General features: G+C 41.1%; 17 protein-coding genes. 1 reads left to right on the top strand and 16 read right to left on the bottom strand.

What is annotated here, in order from left to right:
* Positions 1–409 precede the first annotated feature (409 nt).
* The 11 genes from BM390_RS02860 to BM390_RS02910 all read right to left on the bottom strand — a co-directional run bounded on the left by BM390_RS02860 (position 410) and on the right by BM390_RS02910 (position 10,756).
* Positions 410–1,435, bottom strand: coding sequence for an L-threonylcarbamoyladenylate synthase (locus BM390_RS02860; RefSeq protein ID WP_089852858.1), 1,026 nt, complete (start codon positions 1,433–1,435; stop codon positions 410–412).
* A 206-nt stretch (positions 1,436–1,641) separates the two neighbouring features.
* On the bottom strand, positions 1,642–2,373 hold the full coding sequence (spoIIR, locus tag BM390_RS02865) for a stage II sporulation protein R (RefSeq protein WP_089852859.1): 732 nt from the start codon (positions 2,371–2,373) through the stop codon (positions 1,642–1,644).
* A gap of 68 nt (positions 2,374–2,441) precedes the next feature.
* Positions 2,442–3,299: a peptide chain release factor N(5)-glutamine methyltransferase gene (prmC, locus tag BM390_RS02870; RefSeq protein ID WP_089852860.1), complete on the bottom strand. Its 858-nt coding sequence runs from the start codon at positions 3,297–3,299 to the stop codon at positions 2,442–2,444.
* A 1-nt stretch (position 3,300) separates the two neighbouring features.
* Positions 3,301–4,371, bottom strand: a complete 1,071-nt coding sequence (gene prfA / locus BM390_RS02875; RefSeq protein WP_062320345.1) for a peptide chain release factor 1 — start codon at positions 4,369–4,371, stop codon at positions 3,301–3,303.
* Between the two features lie 227 nt (positions 4,372–4,598).
* The gene (dcuC, locus tag BM390_RS02880; protein ID WP_089852861.1) at positions 4,599–6,017 is read right to left on the bottom strand and encodes a C4-dicarboxylate transporter DcuC; all 1,419 of its coding nucleotides are present in this window, start codon (positions 6,015–6,017) and stop codon (positions 4,599–4,601) included.
* Positions 6,018–6,044: 27 nt separating this feature from the next.
* A complete protein-coding gene (gene rihC, locus BM390_RS02885; RefSeq protein WP_089852862.1) occupies positions 6,045–6,965 on the bottom strand; it encodes a ribonucleoside hydrolase RihC in 921 nt (306 codons plus the stop codon).
* A 41-nt stretch (positions 6,966–7,006) separates the two neighbouring features.
* On the bottom strand, positions 7,007–7,432 hold the full coding sequence (locus BM390_RS02890; RefSeq protein ID WP_089852863.1) for a GNAT family N-acetyltransferase: 426 nt from the start codon (positions 7,430–7,432) through the stop codon (positions 7,007–7,009).
* Positions 7,422–8,300, bottom strand: a complete 879-nt coding sequence (gene rbsK, locus BM390_RS02895) for a ribokinase (RefSeq protein ID WP_082394410.1) — start codon at positions 8,298–8,300, stop codon at positions 7,422–7,424. Before rbsK ends, BM390_RS02890 begins: the two co-directional genes overlap by 11 nt.
* A gap of 17 nt (positions 8,301–8,317) precedes the next feature.
* A complete protein-coding gene (locus BM390_RS02900; RefSeq protein ID WP_177220607.1) occupies positions 8,318–9,286 on the bottom strand; it encodes a LacI family DNA-binding transcriptional regulator in 969 nt (322 codons plus the stop codon).
* Between the two features lie 389 nt (positions 9,287–9,675).
* Positions 9,676–10,056 (bottom strand): RidA family protein, encoded by a 381-nt coding sequence (locus BM390_RS02905; protein ID WP_089852865.1) that lies wholly within the window; start codon positions 10,054–10,056, stop codon positions 9,676–9,678.
* 103 nt (positions 10,057–10,159) lie between these two features.
* Positions 10,160–10,756 carry an ankyrin repeat domain-containing protein gene (locus BM390_RS02910; protein ID WP_246806778.1) on the bottom strand — a complete coding sequence of 199 codons (597 nt, stop codon included), beginning with the start codon at positions 10,754–10,756 and terminating at the stop codon, positions 10,160–10,162.
* Between the two features lie 445 nt (positions 10,757–11,201).
* Between BM390_RS02910 and BM390_RS02915 the strand changes: the two genes are divergently transcribed.
* Positions 11,202–12,305, top strand: a complete 1,104-nt coding sequence (locus BM390_RS02915) for a Fic family protein (protein ID WP_089852867.1) — start codon at positions 11,202–11,204, stop codon at positions 12,303–12,305.
* A gap of 134 nt (positions 12,306–12,439) precedes the next feature.
* Here BM390_RS02915 and BM390_RS02920 read toward each other — a convergent pair whose 3' ends face one another.
* From BM390_RS02920 to bsh, 5 genes are all read right to left on the bottom strand, one after another.
* Entirely contained in the window at positions 12,440–13,060 is a 621-nt protein-coding gene (locus tag BM390_RS02920; protein ID WP_062320328.1) for a thymidine kinase, read from the bottom strand.
* Positions 13,061–13,281: 221 nt separating this feature from the next.
* Positions 13,282–13,527 (bottom strand): type B 50S ribosomal protein L31, encoded by a 246-nt coding sequence (locus tag BM390_RS02925; protein WP_062320327.1) that lies wholly within the window; start codon positions 13,525–13,527, stop codon positions 13,282–13,284.
* A gap of 149 nt (positions 13,528–13,676) precedes the next feature.
* The gene (gene rho / locus BM390_RS02930; RefSeq protein WP_089852868.1) at positions 13,677–14,954 is read right to left on the bottom strand and encodes a transcription termination factor Rho; all 1,278 of its coding nucleotides are present in this window, start codon (positions 14,952–14,954) and stop codon (positions 13,677–13,679) included.
* A gap of 374 nt (positions 14,955–15,328) precedes the next feature.
* On the bottom strand, positions 15,329–16,615 hold the full coding sequence (murA, locus tag BM390_RS02935) for a UDP-N-acetylglucosamine 1-carboxyvinyltransferase (protein WP_062320325.1): 1,287 nt from the start codon (positions 16,613–16,615) through the stop codon (positions 15,329–15,331).
* Positions 16,616–16,940: 325 nt separating this feature from the next.
* Positions 16,941–17,930: a choloylglycine hydrolase gene (gene bsh / locus BM390_RS02940; RefSeq protein WP_062320323.1), complete on the bottom strand. Its 990-nt coding sequence runs from the start codon at positions 17,928–17,930 to the stop codon at positions 16,941–16,943.
* Positions 17,931–17,959 lie beyond the last annotated feature (29 nt).

A 17,959-nucleotide genomic window follows, 5' to 3' on the forward strand; every position in this document is an offset into this window, starting at 1 on the left:
TAACAATTTTATGATAAACTTGTCTTGCACTTATACCCCTCATTTCTCTATTTTTTTCGTCGATTATAGTTTAACAAATGAGGGTGTATAAGTGTATTTTTTTGATATAAGCTAAGGGCATGTCAGATCAAGGGGTACCACCACATTTAGTATAGAGCCCTAATTCCCAGCATCTACTTTAGCTTGAGGGATGACTTAGGTGATAGCTTGAGGGCAGCTTGGTTAACATCATGGTTGGTGTCTTGATTGGTATATGCTCATCCTTTATATAGTTTTGTATTAACGTTTCTTAGAGGGCATTCTCAAAGAACAGAAAGAAAAAACACTTCTTAAAGGAACGGCATTTACCGCTTCCTATTAAGAAGTGTTTCTTTCACGCTAGTGATTACGAACGGTTTATATTCATTTTCTATTTCGACTTGTCTTCAATATCAATATACGTGGCTGCTTTTCTCATTCGATTCATCACCGCTTGACCGACGCCATCTTCATTAAATGTTTCCGCTAAGATGACATCAACATCAGTCTTTTTAAAAGAACGGAGCGCATGGTAGAGTTGATTGGCGACGGTCGCAATATCTTCTCTCGTACCGACCGTCATCACCGTATCGGCTTGAGATTGCCTTGCGAGTTCTTCACTGACCAATAAACCAACCTTTTTTCCTTCTGATTGATACTGGTTGATTTGCGTTCTAAAATAATCATCATCCCCGTCAATCAGAATCATCGGCACTTCCGGTTCATAGTGCGTATATTTCATCCCAGGTGACTTTGGCTTGTCTTTTGTTTCAAGTACGGTCGCATCTTCGACTGGTGCCTGTAGTACGTGTTCAATGTCTTGTTTCGTGATTCCACCGGGCCTTAGGATCACCGCATGCTGACCGGTACAATCAACAACGGTTGATTCGACACCAACACCCGTTGGCCCACCGTCTAGAATGGCCGTAATTTTGTCTTTTAGATCTTGATACACATGCACGGCACTCGTTGGTGATGGTTTACCTGAAAGATTAGCACTTGGTGCGGCGATCGGTAAATCACACGCTTTAATAAGCTCACGCGCCGCTAAGTGATCCGGTATTCTTAAGCCCACCGTATCTAGACCAGCCGTGACATTTTTCGCGATTTTTCCATTGCTTTTTAAAATAACCGTGAGTGGTCCAGGCATAAACGCCTCAATTAATTGTTTCGCTATCGGCGTAATCTCCGTCACATAACGTGACATCTGTTCAACATCACTTAAATGGACAATCAACGGATTATCACTTGGTCGGCCTTTTGCCTTGAATATTTTTCCGATTGCTACTTCATTGGTTGCATCAGCCCCTAGACCATAAACGGTTTCGGTTGGAAAAGCAACAACCTCTCCTTGCTTTAGCCACTCACTCACTTTTTGTATATTCTCATCATTCCATAGTAAAAATGATGTTGTCATATTGACACCTCACTTTAAAAAATTCACAACTTCCCCACAGGTTATCCACAGAATGTGGACAACGGTTATATTTATGTTTCACAAGCTATTTGAAATCTTATCCACTTATCCACAAGTGGGTGTTTTCATTTCTTCTTTTGATTATACACAGACTTATCCACGAATTCTAGTGTAAATGTGGGTAAACTAGCCGGTTATCCACATCGTTATCCACTGAACGTGTGGATAAGCTTACTGATTTGTTCCACTAACCAAAACTTTGCTTCAGGCTTTGTTTCACTTTCATCTTCCTCAGATGAAGCTTCATTTATCTCGTCTTCTGTTTCTCTGTTGTCAGAAGGTCTTTCTATTTGATCATCTTTAGGTTCGGTATGACTCTGGTCTAGTGTCACATCGCCATTAAAATCCACAAAACAAAGAGAAGGGAATAAGACACACCACCAGTTTTTACCTTCACCGTCACCAATGGTCACGAGCACGGCTTCATATTCCCCTTGTGGATAAACACGGGTATCATACACCTTTGTTGGAAAAACAATGTTCTTCCCATAAGTCACCGTTGCCGCATGGGGATAAGCCGCTTCATTTAAAGAGGCGCCAACGACTTGTTCAATCTCTGGTAAGGCTTTTGTGACGGCGTCTCTTGCTTCCTCAATTGACGTGATGTCTGTCATCATACCAGCGACGTAACGGGAGACGTCATCTCTCACTTGGCGCTTCATGTCTTGGTCGACAGTGTCATCACTATGGGCTAAAATTCTTAGTCGAATCGCTTCTTCTGGAATATCGACATCATAACCTAAGGCCTGTTGTTTTTCAGGCATCATCAGCTGTATGAGGATAAGCCCCAAAGCTACCGACATGATAACAAGATCGACAACTCTTTTTCGTTTGAAGTAGCGACGATATTTAACATGACTGACGTGTTTTCGTTTCATCACAAATCGTTCCTTTCATACTGACGGACAGTTTCTATTAGTCGCAGTATGACCAAGGAAAGATGGATTTAAACATCTTGATACATAAAGACCATCCGGTCTCTACCAAACATATCTTGTTTTGTTTCCACTGTTGCGTCTGGAAAAGCACGCTTGATAAGCGCAGTGACCGCTTCTTTTTGATTGTGGCCAATCTCAAACGCCATCAGACCGTGAGGTCTTAATACGTGTGTGGCCCCGGCGATAATTGTGCGGTAACTGTATAACCCATCTTCTTCACTAAAAAGCGCCAAATGTGGATCAAAATTTTTCACCGTATCACTGAGTGAATCCAAATCACTGTAGGGAATATACGGGGGATTAGAGACAATCACATCGACATGTTGATCTGTTTCAATAAAGTGAGACAAAAAGTCACTGGACTGCATCGTCACTAGAGCGCCTAATGTGTTCGCATTGTCTTTTGCGACACGAAGTGCTGCGTCAGATATATCCACTGCATACACGTTGAGGTGTGGTTGTTCTAACTTTAACGTAATCGCTAAGACACCCGTACCCGTCCCGACATCAACAACATCCGTTAAATGCGGGCGTTTATTTAAATCTTTTAGTAAATAATACATCAACTCTTCTGTCTCTTGACGCGGAATGAGCGTATCCTTTGTCACTTTAAATGTCCGGTCGTAAAACTGTTCTTCCCCAGTTAAATGTTGTAGGGGGATGCCTGTTGTTGCGTGACGGGTCACCATCTGTTTAAACGTGTCATACACATCCGGTCGTATCTGTTCTTGTAGCTGCATTAAAAAGTCTAATCGCGACAGTCCGAGCACATGAATCAGTAATAACTCCGCCACTTTTTCTTCTCGGTTATGCTGTTTCAAAAAAAGAGAAGCCCAGTTGAGGGCTTCTTGAATAGTCGGTCTCATCTTACTCACCTAGCTGGTCCATCTTACTTGTCTGTTCTTCCATAATGAGCGCATCCACAAACTCATCCAGCTTACCTTGAAGAATTTGATCAAGTTTTTGGATCGTCAGACCAATGCGGTGATCGGTCACACGGTTTTGTGGGAAGTTATACGTTCTAATCCGTTCGGAACGGTCCCCTGTTCCTACCGCTGATTTACGATTCGAGTCAAACTCCGCCTGTGCTTCTTGTTGGAACTTATCATACACACGGGCACGTAAAATCTTCATCGCTTTTTCTTTATTCTTAATTTGTGATTTTTCATCTTGCATCGACACAACAATCCCGGTTGGTTCGTGCGTTAAACGAACCGCTGACATCGTTGTATTAACACTTTGTCCCCCTGGTCCACTTGAGGTGAACGTGTCCACACGAATATCCTTATCGTGAATATCGACTTCGACTTCTTCTGCTTCTGGGAGTGCGACAACAGTGGCGGTTGACGTATGAATCCGGCCACCAGATTCGGTCTCAGGTACACGTTGTACCCGGTGAGCCCCGTTTTCAAACTTTAGTTTTGAATACGCCCCGCGACCGTTAATCATCATAATGACTTCTTTATAGCCACCGACACCAGTGACGCTACTTTCCATCACATCGACTTTCCAGCCTTGTGCTTCGGCAAAGCGGGTATACATTCTAAATAGGTCACCCGCAAATAAGGCCGCTTCATCACCACCCGCTGCCCCGCGGATTTCCATAATAACGTTTTTATCATCGTTCGGATCTTTTGGCAACATCAAAACTTTTAACTTTTCTTCATACTCAGGAATTTGTGGTGATAGTTCGTCAATTTCCATCTGCACCATCTCACGCATATCCGGGTCTTTTTCCCCGTCTAACATCTCTTTTGCACCCGCTAATTGTTCACTTACATCACGGTATTCACGGTAAGTGGCGACAATATCAGAAAGATCGGATTGTTCCTTTGAATACTCACGTAGTTTGTTTGTGTCTGAGATCACATCCGGATCACTTAATAATTCATTTAACTTTTCATAACGTGCTTCTAATGCTTGTAATTTATCTAACACGGTGATTCACCTCATTTATATTTATGTCCGTTATTTAGCCTACCCTTTATTATATAACAGGATCTTCTCTCAGTCAAAAGGTGTTGTGCTTTCGTTTCCGTCTGTTGAAGATATTGCATCACTTTTTTGAACACTCCTTTTTGTGATTGCCTCCGTCTATCCTTCACAAACAGAAAATGACTTTAAGTGACAATCAATCACTTAAAGTCATTTTAACTAGCCTCTTTTTATAAGAAGAAGAGCATGGATAGGATAAACATGAACACGACACCACTTAACATTGGCACAGCTGTTCTTTTAACAATCGCCAGTGGCGTGACTTTTAATGAGCCTGAAATAATCATAATGACCGCCGCAACAGGAGAAACCGCACGTAATAAGTTTCCGGCTAGTCCCATAGGAACAGTAATCGCAATCGGATTAATACCCGCCGCGTCAGCCAGTGGCACCATCAGTGGGACCATCGCATAAAACAGCGCCACACCACTGCCACTAATAATAACAATAAGGGCCGTTAAAGCGACAAGTATCAGTGGTAAGATAAAGCCTTGACTTGAGGCATCTGCACCAAGCATCGCCGTTTGTAGGGCATCAATCAGACCAATGGATTGTAACCCGCGAACAAAGACAGAAGCCGCGACAAGTAAAGCCACAATCGGCATCGCCCCACCCATACCTTTAAAGAATGTTTCCGTACTGTCTAGGACGGGCTTCATTTTACGTACGCGTACCATTTCGCAAAGAATCGCCACAATTAATGACAGAATCGTCGCAATCTCAACACTCAGCGCGACTTGAATTCCCGCTAACACATCGAGCATAAAGACCGTGATCAGTAAAATAATCGGTAAGACTGGAAGCAAGCCGTAAACGGTTTTATACAGTTTGCCACCTTCAATCGCTTCAACTTCTTTAATCTCGACATCCTCTGTCTGGTTTAATTGACGACCGTCTTTCTTATCAGAATGTTTTTGCCAGAAGTAATGCACAACCGCAATCAGAATCAACGTTGGAATAGAGACAATCGCATGATATTTTAATACATATTCTGTAACTGTTAAGCCACTAAAGTTTGCGTACGTCGCGAGTTCATTCGCAACCGCCACATTATCGCCACCTAACGGTGTCGGAATAATCGTCGCCGCTGTCGCGATTAATGCCCCAATCGTTAAGATTGGCATTTTCGCTGCACGTAAAATCGGGTACAATGTCGCAAGTAAAATAATGGCTAAGTTAGACGCACTCGGAATAACGAGTGATAATAAGTTACCAATCAGGAACACAATCGGGACTAAAATGTAAACGTTATTAATTTTCTTTAACGGCTTCGTTAGGACACTGACTGTCACGTCATTGGCTTTAATGTGTGACATGTAAGCCGCATAACCACCTAACATTAAAATAATAAAGCCTGCACGTGTAAGCGTTGATTTAAATGAATCAACGACAGCTAAAATGGGATCAATCCATTTAAAGCCTGTGCCTTCTTCAATACCTACAATATCGTTACCTAAAAGCATCGCAATCATCATCAGTAAAATCCCCATAAAGAACAAGGTAATCTTAATATCCATCTTCTTCGCTAGCATATAAATAACTAAAGCAACGGAAAGAATTGCCGAAAGGTACATAATGATATCTGTCATAATAAACACTCCATTCTATTTGTTAGATTATATACACGTTTTAATTGAATCAACAAACCATTGTCTAAAAGCTTCACCATCAATATCGGTACAAACAGTCGCATTCGGTTCTTTTCCGAGGTAACCTTTCAAATCAACGACCGTACATCCTTCAGTTAACGCGCCTTTTGTTTCCACATCTACAAAAGTATCGACGGTGGTAAATAACTCAGGCTTTAATAGGTAAGCAATCGCACAGCTATCGTACATTTTTAATCCCGTCTGCATACTCCCCCCGCGGTAATATTTAAACAGGTGATAAATCATTGTGCCGGTTTTATTTAAATCTTTAATCTTTTCACTATCTTCAGGTAAAACAAGCGCTTTCATTCCAACATCAAGACCCGCCATGACAATCGGTAATCCACTCATAAAGACGATCTTCGCCGCATCTGGGTCGAAATAAATATTAAATTCTGCCATCACACCTTTGTTTCCTCGTGTGACTGACCCACCCATTAAGACGATGTCTTTAATATTCTGTTTGACTTCTGGATAGACTTTTAACAGTAAAGCAATATTTGTGAGTGGTCCAATTGGTACAAGAGTGACTGGTTCGTCGCTTGCGAGAATCACGCGTCTCATTGCGGTAATCGCATGCTCATCAAGGAGTGAACGTTTTGATGGGGGATCAAATTCAAATCCTTCCATACCGCTTAGTCCGTGGACCGAGCTTGCGTCACTCATTTCTTTTAATAACGGCTCCTCTGCTCCCATTGCGACAGGGATATCTTTCTCAACGTAATCAAGAATCTTTAATAAATTATCTGTCACATTATCTAATCCGACATTCCCAGCAACCGTTGTCAAAAGCTTCACATCTAATTTTTCACTAAATAAAGCAATCGCAAGGGCAACCGCATCATCAATCCCTGGGTCTGTGTCAATAATAATTGGTCGTTTTGTCATTATAATTCCTCCTAGTTTTTTTGTTATTTATGTTAAACACATCATTTGTGTAAAAACTTCACCATACCGGCACCTAAGCCGTCATTCGGTCTTTGGATAAAGCCTAAGTGTTCATAAAATCCCTCTGTACCTGGTGTCGCCATCAAGGCGATATATGCCCCGTCACAACCGACCATGTCAATATAGCCGTCAATCTCGTTCATAATCATCTTACCGAGTGATTGACGTTGATAGTCTGGGTCGATCACGACATCTTTAATAAAGAAAACAATCCGGCCATCTCCTACGACGCGGCCAATCGCCACGGGCTTATCTCCATCAAAAATGACGATGGAAAATAACGTATGCCGCAAGGCTATGACCACATCTTCATAAGCATACGGCTTGAAAGCGACTTTATTTCTTAGCTCAATATATATGTCAGGTGTCAGTGTATGCGTTGTCACACGAAAGCAGTCAGTTAACATAGCTTTCGTCTACCATTGCTTGTAATTCTGTTAAATGAGGCATCGCGCTTTGAGCCCCTAACTTCGTTGTCGCCATACTAGCCGCATACACCGCCATTTTTAAGGCTTCTTTCAGTGGAACATCTTGAGCTAAGAAGTGTGCCAACGCACCATTGAACGTATCACCCGCACCGGTCGTATCAACGACGTGTATTTTTGGCGGCAAAATCGCGACTTCCTCACCTTCATCGTAAAAAGTAACCCCTTTATCACCACGGGTGGTAATAATTTTTTGGCGTTTCTCATCATCTAACGTTGTTTCTTTCAACATGAGTGCCAGTTCATGTTCATTTGGTGTGAAGTACGTCACCATCGGCCACCAATGATTCGGAATCGTTCGGTACGGTGCTGGATTTAAAATGACCGGAACACCTGCTTCATAGGCAATTTCGAGTGCCCGTTCGACTGTATCGTTTTTCACTTCTAACTGGATCAGTACGAGCGTACTCTGTTTAATAATGTCTTGGTGACGGTCAATATCAGCGGGTGTTAAACTATAGTTTGCCCCAGGTGTGACGATAATCGCATTATCCTCTTCTGCGATAGTGATTGAGGCGGTTCCTGTGTGATGTGTAACCCGTTCCACATTGTTCGTAGAGACGGCTTGTTTCTCTAAGTAAGCTAAGTACTCATCACCAAACGTATCTTGTCCTACCGCGCCAATCAAGTTGACTTTGCTGCTTAATTTAGCCGCTGCCACCGCTTGATTAGCACCTTTACCTCCATAGGCTTGACTAAAGCTTTCTCCAATAATCGTTTCGCCTAACTTAGGATAGCGATCCGCCATCGTAATAAAATCAATATTTAAACTTCCTACTACTGTAATCACGTGTAAATCCCTTCCCTTCACTTGGTTGATTGTCTATTTTTATATGTGGCTTGAAATTGATAGTGTTTTTGCTGTTCTTTTTTCTGAATCAAATCTAACACGAGTTGGGTTGCAGCTTGTGCGAGTGATTGAATCGGTTGAGCCATTGTCGACAGTTCCGGTGTAATCACTGTGCCCCAGTCAATACCATCAAACCCGATGACAGCGATATCATCTGGTACGCTTAGACCGAGTGACTGAATGACTTTAATCGCCCCAATCCCCATCACATCATTCCCAGCGAAAATGCCATCAATGTCTGGATACTGTTCTAATAAAAGCGCTGTTTGTTCCATCGCGGTTGTTAAATCATACTCCCCTTCAACAATACGCGGGGTTTTATTTTGTTCTTTCATCACATCAAGATAACCTCTTAATCGGTGCTTGGATGTATAACTGTCATGCGGACCAACGATATGGCCAATGGACTGACACCCTGAATCAATTAAATGCTGCACCGCTTCTTTGGCTCCTTGATAATTATTAACGGTCACCGATGGAATGTCTTCATCAAGAAATTGATCGAGTGCGACAATCGGAAGCGTTACTTTTTTTACGTCTTCTTTCGTTAAATGATTCGATACAAGCAATAAGCCATCAATGTACTTCGCTTCTAGCAAGTAAATTAATCGTAATTCTTTATCGACATCATTGTTGCTGTTAAATAGTAATAAATCATAACCCGCTTCTGTTAATTCTTTTTCAATCCATTTCACTAATTGCGGAAAGTATGGATTCGCAATGTCAGGTATAATGAGGGCGATCGTATTAGAAGCTTTTTTAAACAAGCTACGCGCTACCGCATTAGGTGTATAATTCAATTGCTTTATCGCCTTTTCAACTTTTTCACGTGTATCTAGATGGACATACCCTTGATTATTCAGTACACGAGAGACAGTGGCGACTGACACTCCTGCAAGTTTTGCGACTTCTTTGATTGTGGCCAACAACAACGCCTCCCTCATGTGTAATCGGTTACTCATTGATCAAAAAAATAGGTGTAATCGGTTACAGGTATTATATTAAACGATGTGTTTTTGATTGTCAACAACTTTTAAAAATTTTTATCTTTTCCCTTCTTCCCACTCTATCATGTATCATCTGTCAATGACCCTACGCGCTTTAAACGTAATGAACAACAAAGACGAAGATCATTTATTATTCCATCATTTAGCATGATCACTTTTGCCTTTGTCGTGACAATTCTGATTGAATGCATCCAAAAGCGAATCGGTATGTAGGCTATTCGCGACGCTATTGTTAGTTGATACAGTAAAAAGTTAGCCTCTCCCCTTAGACATGCGTCTGTCCCAAGAGAGGGGCTAGCCTTCACTATTTACGGTCGTTTAACGACACATTCGATCTCAACGTCAGCGCCTAGTGGTAATTCATACACCGCCACACACGTCCTTGCTGGGAAAGGTGTATGAAAATACGTTTGATAAACATTATTCATATCATTGAAGTGTGTCATCCCCGTTAGATAGACATTAACTTTAATGACATCATCAAAACTAACACCCGCTTCTTCCATAACGTCTTCTAAGTGCGCAAAACATCTCTTCGTTTGAGTGGTGATATCACATGTTTCCCCGTTATAATCTTTTGCATTGTAGGCTGTTTGACCAGAGAAAAACACGTAGTCCCCCGCATCCACTGCATGTGAATAAGGTCCTGATGACGTGATTGTTTTTCCCGTATACGTTTTTCTTGTCACTGAAAACACCTCCTTAGATTTCATTATTAACCTTTTCAATTTAGCCTTTAGCTAAGCGACAGGCACTTATCCTCTTAATTCCTCATGGTAATCTCTCATAATATTATTCTTTTAGCATGGCTAGTAATTCTTGATAACCCAGTTCTTTCGCATAGTCCGCGGCTGTTTTATCTTCATGATCTCTTAAGGTGCGATCGGCGTTATAGCTTAATAGTACTTTAACGATGTCCTGATACAGCTTAGAGCCGTCTCTTAAAGCGACCGCTTCAATTAGAGCCGTGTAACCGAAATTATTTTGATGATCAATATCAACTGCGCCATCCGCTAAGAGTAAACGCACGTTAGCTAAATGTCCTTTTTCAGCTGCTGGGATAAGCGTATTCCCACCATAGCGATTGTAAACGTGTTGATCAGGTTGGCTATTTTCGATGATGAATGCTAAAATCTCAGTCTTGCCTTGTGCTGCGGCGTATAAATAAGCACTGTCTTTGATGTGGTCTTGTTGATTAACATCGGCACCCGCTAAGATTAATTGTTTTGCGATGTCTATTTGGTTGTGATGTGTGGCAATCAGTAACGCGCTCTCTCCGCGCTCATTTTGTGCATGGATGTCATAGTCCTTACTTGCAAGTATCTCTTTCACCTTGTCTAAATCATTTTCTTGAACGGCTTGAATTAACTGTTGTGGTTGTTTGGTCATGTTATGTCGATGTCCTTTCTTCTTTAACATTTTTTCTATCACCGTCTGTACTGTCTACTGTCAGTGTCCTGTTTCAACCATACATGCCGGATGATTTATTCATCTGATTATTCTAGTGTAAAACACATGGATAATATTTGCTAGAAAAAAGCTTTAGCGGAAGAACGTCTTTTTCGATCATCGTGATTGCGTTTATGGTTGTGGTCGTTAAAGTCATTATTTCATACGCAAAAACAGCATCCTTTCGCCACTTTTAAATCACTTCTAAAAAACTTCAGCGCCCACACACTATTTGTTCAGGTATATTGTCTGTTGAAGGTTTCAGACATTAGAGTCAGCATATAATTATTAACGATATTTTATAAGGTATATATATCGTTAATGTTTACTTTTTCTTTATTTAGGTTATAATATTAATACATTATAACCTAAACGAGGTGTTAAAATGAAAAAGCCATATGCGTTACCCCTTCTTCCCATCACATTTGATGCAGAATCTGAACTTAGTTTTTATAAGAAAGTCGTTGAAGCTTCATCGATGTTAGAAAAGCTAAAACAAAAAATGCGCGATTCATTAGTCAGTGAATCATTTCTGCAACTGATCACACTAAAGGAGTCTGTTCAATCTACAAGAATCGAAGGAACACAAGTCACTTTCAGTGAGATGCTTGAAGATGAGATCGATCAAAAAGAAGATTGGGAAAAGATAGAAGTAAGAAATTATCAAAAAGCATTAACCATCGGAATAGAAACGATTCAGGCAGGCTACCCCTTATCAGAGCGTTTAATTCGTGACATGCATAACACCTTAATGAATGACGGTCGTGGTTCTACAAGTGCTAGAGGGGAATATCGGACGGTCCAGAACTTTATCGGACCTACAAATGAAATAAAAGACGCCTCATACGTTCCGCCTGAACCACAATTAATGAGTGAATATATGGCTAATTTAGAACGATACATTAATGGTCATCCATACATGGATGAAGACAAAGACAATCTTCATCCTTTAATTAAAGCAGCTATCATTCATGCGCAATTTGAATCTATTCATCCCTTTTTAGACGGGAATGGCCGATTAGGTAGAATCCTCATCGTTCTTTATATGCTTCATTCAAACATCATTGATTCGCCATCTTTTTTCCTAAGTGAAGAACTTGAAAAAGAAAAATTCAAATATTATAGTATGCTAAACAGGATTCGCGCTATAAATAAACATGAGCCGGATTGGCATAATTGGATCACTTTTTTTCTTGAAGCTACTATTCGAATGGCTAACCGACAAATTAACAAACTTGAACAAGCAGAACGATTATTTGAAGAAGGATTAAACAAGATACAGCAACCCTCTACAGAAAAAGTCTGGGATGCTCTATTTAAATATCCGATCGCAACTGTTCATCAAATAGAAAATGAGACACAATTAGCACCAGTAACCATCCGAAAAAGTCTCAATCAACTCATTGAATTATCCTTCATTTATGGAGATGACAAAAAAAGAAATAGACGATTCTTTCATTATGACCTTATTCGCATTATCAACGACTAAAAAATACCACCATCACGTCACGATATAAAAAACACCGCTACATGAAGGGTTCGACCTTCTTGATTTAGCGGTGTTTTTATAATGTTTTTTTAAATGACTAAGTTCAGTTAGACAGCACGCGTTGAGAACACATCTTACTTTGTTTTTGTTTCTTCCCGAATGATTTTATGTTCAACGGGTTTGTTTGGCACGACGTGACAATGGCGACAACGTGGTTCATATGATTCACTCGCACCGACTAAAATAATCGGGTCATCATATGACGCAGGCGCATCGTTAATTAGGCGTTGGGTTCGTGAGGCAGGTGACCCACACTGCGGACAGATCGCATTTAGTTTCGTCACCATTTCACTCATCGCCATGAGTTCTGGCATGACGCCAAACGGCTCCCCACGGAAATCCGTATCAAGACCTGCGACAATGACGCGGTGACCCAGATTGGCCAGTTGGTCGACAATCGATACAATCGCCTCATCAAAGAATTGAATTTCATCAATCCCAATCACATCAATATCATCCGTAATATGATCTAAAATATCAGTTGCTTTCTCAACAGGACGGGCAAGAATAGAGTTACCATTATGGGAAACGACAGACTCCTCATGGTAGCGATTATCAATCGCGGGTTTAAACACACGCACCGTTAAATTACCATACGTTGCCCGTTTAATCCGGCGGATGAGTTCCTCTGATTTCCCTGAGAACATGCTGCCACAAATAAGTTCTACCCAACCACTTTGTTTCATAATATACATACCGGTTGCCTCCTAAAGTCGTGTTGATTATCTTTGTATCTCTTGATCTTCATTAATTATGTTAGTCTTTATTATTGGTTGTATGGTCTCATTCTAATGAAAATGAGACTTAACAACAAAATAAAAACAGGCAAAAGTGATCTGCCTGTTTATACGTTACCTTTAAGTTAAGAGAAGCCATCCAAAAAGGATGGCTCTTCTTTAGCGTACACGACGCTTGATTAGTTAAGGTTATATTTTTTCTTGAAGCGATCCACACGGCCACCAGCTTTGTCAGCTTTTTGCTTGCCTGTGTAGAATGGGTGAGAATCTGAACTAATCTCAACACGGATTAATGGGTAAGTGTTACCATCTTCCCACTCAATAGTCTCTTCTGAGTACTTTGTTGATCCTGTTAAGAACTTGTAGTCAGAGCTTGTATCAAGAAATACAACTTTACGGTATTCTGGGTGAATGCCTTTTCTCATGTCTCTTACACTCCTTCTGCCCTGAATCCTTAGAAACAGAGTTAAATTTTCGCTCGCTTACAACACCAACGTGCTCCAAACGGCATTTTTTCATACGTTAAGATTATAACAGCCTCATCGAGGCAATGCAATATAAACAACAAAAAAGTTTAGTTTTTGTTTTTACGTTTTAGTTCTTCAAAGATGCTTTGATACAGTTCTTCATTATTTTTCGTCTGTTTAAAGCGACGAATAAACCGTTCAACGAAATCAGGTGAATCTTGAATCGCTTTTCTGATCATCCACATCGCTTCTAACTGGTCTTCTTTCAGCAATAATTCTTCTTTACGTGTGCTTGAGCGCGCCAAGTCAATCGCAGGGAAAATTCGGCGCTGCGCCAAGTTACGATCAAGATGAAGTTCCATATTGCCCGTTCCTTTAAATTCTTCATAGATCACATCATCCATACGTGAACCTGTCTCAACAAGCGCTGTCGCAAGAATCGTTAAGCTACCGCCGTCTTCAATATTTCGCGCCGCCCCAAAGAATCGCTTCGGACGGTGAAAAGCAGCTGGGTCAATCCCACCTGAGAGCGTTCGTCCACTAGGAGGAATCACTAAGTTATACGCCCGGGCAAGACGGGTAATACTATCCATTAAGATGACCACATCTTTTTTATGTTCCACGAGACGCATCGCACGTTCTAAGACAAGTTCTGATACTTTAATATGATTTTCTGGTACTTCATCAAACGTCGACGCCACAACATCCACACCAGCGGCAACGGAACGTTCAATATCTGTTACTTCTTCTGGGCGTTCATCAATCAGTAAGACGATCAGTTTCACGTCAGGGTGATTGGACGAGATACTATTGGCAATCTCTTTTAGTAAGACGGTTTTACCTGCTTTAGGTGGGGCCACGATGAGACCACGTTGGCCGAAACCAACCGGTGTCGCCACGTCCATAATTCGGGTAGATAATTGTTCCGGTTCAAGTTCTAAATGCATGAGGCGATCTGGATAGAGTGGCGTTAAAGCTGGGAAGTGTACCCGTTCTTTCGCCATCTCCGGGTCCTCACCGTTGACGGCATCGACATGAAGGAGACCATAGTATCGTTCATTTTCTTTTGGTGGACGGACTTTACCAGAGACTTTATCGCCATTACGTAAATCAAAGCGACGGATTTGGGAGGCGGAAATATAAATATCTTCTGCGCTTGGGGAATAGTTAATTGGACGTAAGAAGCCAAACCCTTCCGATGGAATAATTTCTAACACACCGTCCATAAATAAAAAGCCGCTTTTTTCTGCTTGGGCTTTTAAAATCGCAAAGATTAATTCGCGTTTCGTTAATTTTGCATAGTAAGACACTTTAAACTCGCGCGCATGCGCATACAAATCTTTCAGTGTCATGGTTTCTAATGCTGAAATCGTTACTTCAGACACATTGATCATCACCTATTCTACTTATTTTTTACATGTATGGAATCACACATGAACTTTGATTGGTCATCTTACCTCTCATATACGTTCATTATCGCTAACGTCACACTGACAAAACGTCCTACTATGCCACTTCCGTTCAATAACAAGACTGTATGTATGCGTCACCTATTGATGACACTATATGGGATATTCATCTTAACGACGGTTGAATGAATGTCAAAACTGGAAGAGTAATGATTTAAGAGGTTGTTTTTCTGTTGATACATAGCGAAGCTATCTCTTTTTGTCTATATTGTAGAGAATCATCAGACGTTTGTAAAGAGTCAATAAGTAAAACGCCCTAAGGACGGACGTCTTACTTATGAAACTTTTTATTAATTTTCTTGATAGGTGTACATTTCTTCTTTAGACATTTTCTCGCGCCAGATTTTTGCGCCTAACGATTCGAGCTTTTCAATCAGGTTCTCATAGCCACGATCAATATGTTCTAAGCCAGTAATCTCTGTCACGCCGTCGGCAATTAACCCAGCCACGACAAGTGCGGCACCTGCGCGTAAATCTGTCGCCCGTACCTTCGCGCCCTGTAAGACAACGGGACCTTGAACAATCGCTGACGCGCCTTCTACTTTGATTTTAGCATTCATTCGGCGCAATTCATCAATATGCTTAAATCGGGCAGAATAGATGGTATCCGTGACAATTGCCGTTCCTTCTGCTTTAGTGAGTAAGGCTGTAAAAGGTTGTTGCAAGTCTGTCGGGAAGCCTGGGTGAACGAGTGTTTTAATATCGACCGCCGACAGTTTTTGTTTCGGTCTGATAATAAGTGATTCTTCATCTTCGGTAATATCAATACCCATTTCACGTAATTTCGCAATAAGAGGCTCTAAGTGCTGTGGAATAACGTTATCGATATACACTTCTTCTCCTTGAGCAGCAGCCATAATCGTATACGTGCCTGCTTCAATGCGGTCCGGGATAATGGTATGGACACAACCAGAGAGTTGGTCAACACCTTCAATCCGAATCACATCGGTACCGGCCCCTTTAATTTTAGCCCCCATACTCGTTAATAATGTCGCAACATCAATAATTTCCGGTTCTTTTGCGGCATTTTCAATCACGGTTTTACCTTTTGCGCGCACAGCCGCAAGCATAATATTGATCGTTGCTCCTACACTAACAACGTCTAAATAAATTCGCGCACCTTTCAGCTCATCGGCACGTAAATAAATCGCTCCTTGTTCATTCGTCACTTCAGCACCAAGGGCTTCAAAGCCTTTAATATGTTGGTCAATCGGACGCGGACCTAAATGACAGCCACCAGGTAGACCAACAACGGCTTTTTTGAACCGACCGAGCATCGCACCCATAAAATAGTAAGACGCACGCAATGTTTTTACTTTTCCATTCGGTAACGGCATAGAAATCATGTTACTTGGATCAATCGTGACGGCATGGTCTTTCTTTGTTACCACACCGCCAATATCTTCAAGTAAGGCGCTTAATGTATCGACATCTGAAATATTCGGTAATCCTTCGATTGTGACTTCAGAATCCGCAAGAATCGTTGCTGGAAGGAGTGCAACTGCACTATTTTTTGCCCCACCGATATGCACGCGACCTTTTAGTTTCTTCCCACCTTCAACAAATAATTTTTCCATCTGTATATTCCCCTTTAAGTTCAATTATCTAGTTGTTTATTGTCTCATTATTTATTAGTTTTTACGGTTATGTTTTTTTCATACGACACAGAAAAATCCATGACATTTCCATTATACAAATAAACAGGGGAAGTTGCTAGTAAATATGGCTTTTCTCATGACTTTTTAATATTTTGTTTAAGCAAGGTACTTATTTTTTTTAAAAAAACTATGACTGATCTTCCTCATTGAACACTCTCTTAATCTAGCTACTTTTTGTCAAACCAATATAAACAGCACCCATTTAAAAAAGTGTGGGTGCTGTTTAGGCTGAATGAAAGGGTCATCAATCAGATTGTTCGCGCTTGTTCACATAGTGAATGTGTTGTTGCTGGATCAAGTCATAATGAATGAGCTGATCTTGGTCTAGGTCTTCTTGATCGAGGCTGACGGCCGAAATTTGGCTATTATTATACGTTTTGTAATAATACATGCCTGTATCAAGTGCCATAACGGTACTATATGTCGTTAAATCTAATCGGTCATTCGGAAGAATGACTGTCCCTTTGACCATTTTAATACGGTCTAACATATGAAACAGCTGGGTGACGGCTTTTGATTCCTCTTGTTCTTGTTTCGCATGCGCTTTTAAAAAAGCGGCTTGAACAAAACGCGAGGTCGGTGAGGAGTCACCAGGTAAGCCGATTGATCCCGCACCTTGACCAAACGGTGTAAGTGCGAGCGCATCATCAAAAGTGTTCACTGGTTGTTTTGGACTAAGATGGAGATAGTGGTTCAGGTTTGTCATATGAAAATCAAATGTCGGTTGATTCGTTAAGACACCTAAGGTGTCTTCATATATCTCTAACCCACGCGTGGTGGATTCAATCACCACAGATTCATGTTCATCACTTAAGATGAAATGCAACGGTTGAACAGGCAATCCTTCTTTAAAGGGCGTCGAAATGAACTGAATCGACTGAAGATAAGTCTTTGCTTCACGTACAGATGTTGATCTCCCTAAAATATACGGAATGATTTCATATGGTGTGATATTAATGTGATTGTCATCTACTTCGCCAAATACTTGCGACGGAAAGTTAAGTCCCGCCATCGCCAGACCATATTCATTCATCGCCTCACTAAACAGCGGCGTTCCATCGACAATACTCGCCATACCAATCAAAGCATGGTGTGTTGTTACACGTGGTTCATAATGAAAATCAAGTGGAAACTGTCTTGGTACAACGACAATGGTTTCCCCGAAATGATAATCCAAATCCATATTACGGCCAAAGTAGGTGCCGTGACTTTTCCATGTGATAACTGTACACATAAGCTCGCCTCATTTCTATTGATTAAGTA

Origin of the sequence: Halolactibacillus miurensis (genome assembly GCF_900116255.1) — a bacterium.
Taxonomy (GTDB): Bacteria; Bacillota; Bacilli; order Bacillales; family Amphibacillaceae; genus Halolactibacillus; species Halolactibacillus miurensis.

Bases quoted from the DNA above. Each gene is read 5' to 3' on its own strand.
- BM390_RS02860 (WP_089852858.1), bottom strand. From the start codon at position 1,435: ATGACAACATCATTTTTACTATGGAATGATGAGAATATACAAAAAGTG.
- spoIIR (WP_089852859.1), bottom strand. From the start codon at position 2,373: ATGAAACGAAAACACGTCAGTCATGTTAAATATCGTCGCTACTTCAAA.
- prmC (WP_089852860.1), bottom strand. From the start codon at position 3,299: ATGAGACCGACTATTCAAGAAGCCCTCAACTGGGCTTCTCTTTTTTTG.
- dcuC (WP_089852861.1), bottom strand. From the start codon at position 6,017: ATGACAGATATCATTATGTACCTTTCGGCAATTCTTTCCGTTGCTTTA.
- rihC (WP_089852862.1), bottom strand. From the start codon at position 6,965: ATGACAAAACGACCAATTATTATTGACACAGACCCAGGGATTGATGAT.
- BM390_RS02890 (WP_089852863.1), bottom strand. From the start codon at position 7,432: ATGTTAACTGACTGCTTTCGTGTGACAACGCATACACTGACACCTGAC.
- BM390_RS02910 (WP_246806778.1), bottom strand. From the start codon at position 10,756: ATGACCAAACAACCACAACAGTTAATTCAAGCCGTTCAAGAAAATGAT.
- BM390_RS02915 (WP_089852867.1), top strand. From the start codon at position 11,202: ATGAAAAAGCCATATGCGTTACCCCTTCTTCCCATCACATTTGATGCA.
- BM390_RS02920 (WP_062320328.1), bottom strand. From the start codon at position 13,060: ATGTATATTATGAAACAAAGTGGTTGGGTAGAACTTATTTGTGGCAGC.
- BM390_RS02925 (WP_062320327.1), bottom strand. From the start codon at position 13,527: ATGAGAAAAGGCATTCACCCAGAATACCGTAAAGTTGTATTTCTTGAT.
- murA (WP_062320325.1), bottom strand. From the start codon at position 16,615: ATGGAAAAATTATTTGTTGAAGGTGGGAAGAAACTAAAAGGTCGCGTG.
- bsh (WP_062320323.1), bottom strand. From the start codon at position 17,930: ATGTGTACAGTTATCACATGGAAAAGTCACGGCACCTACTTTGGCCGT.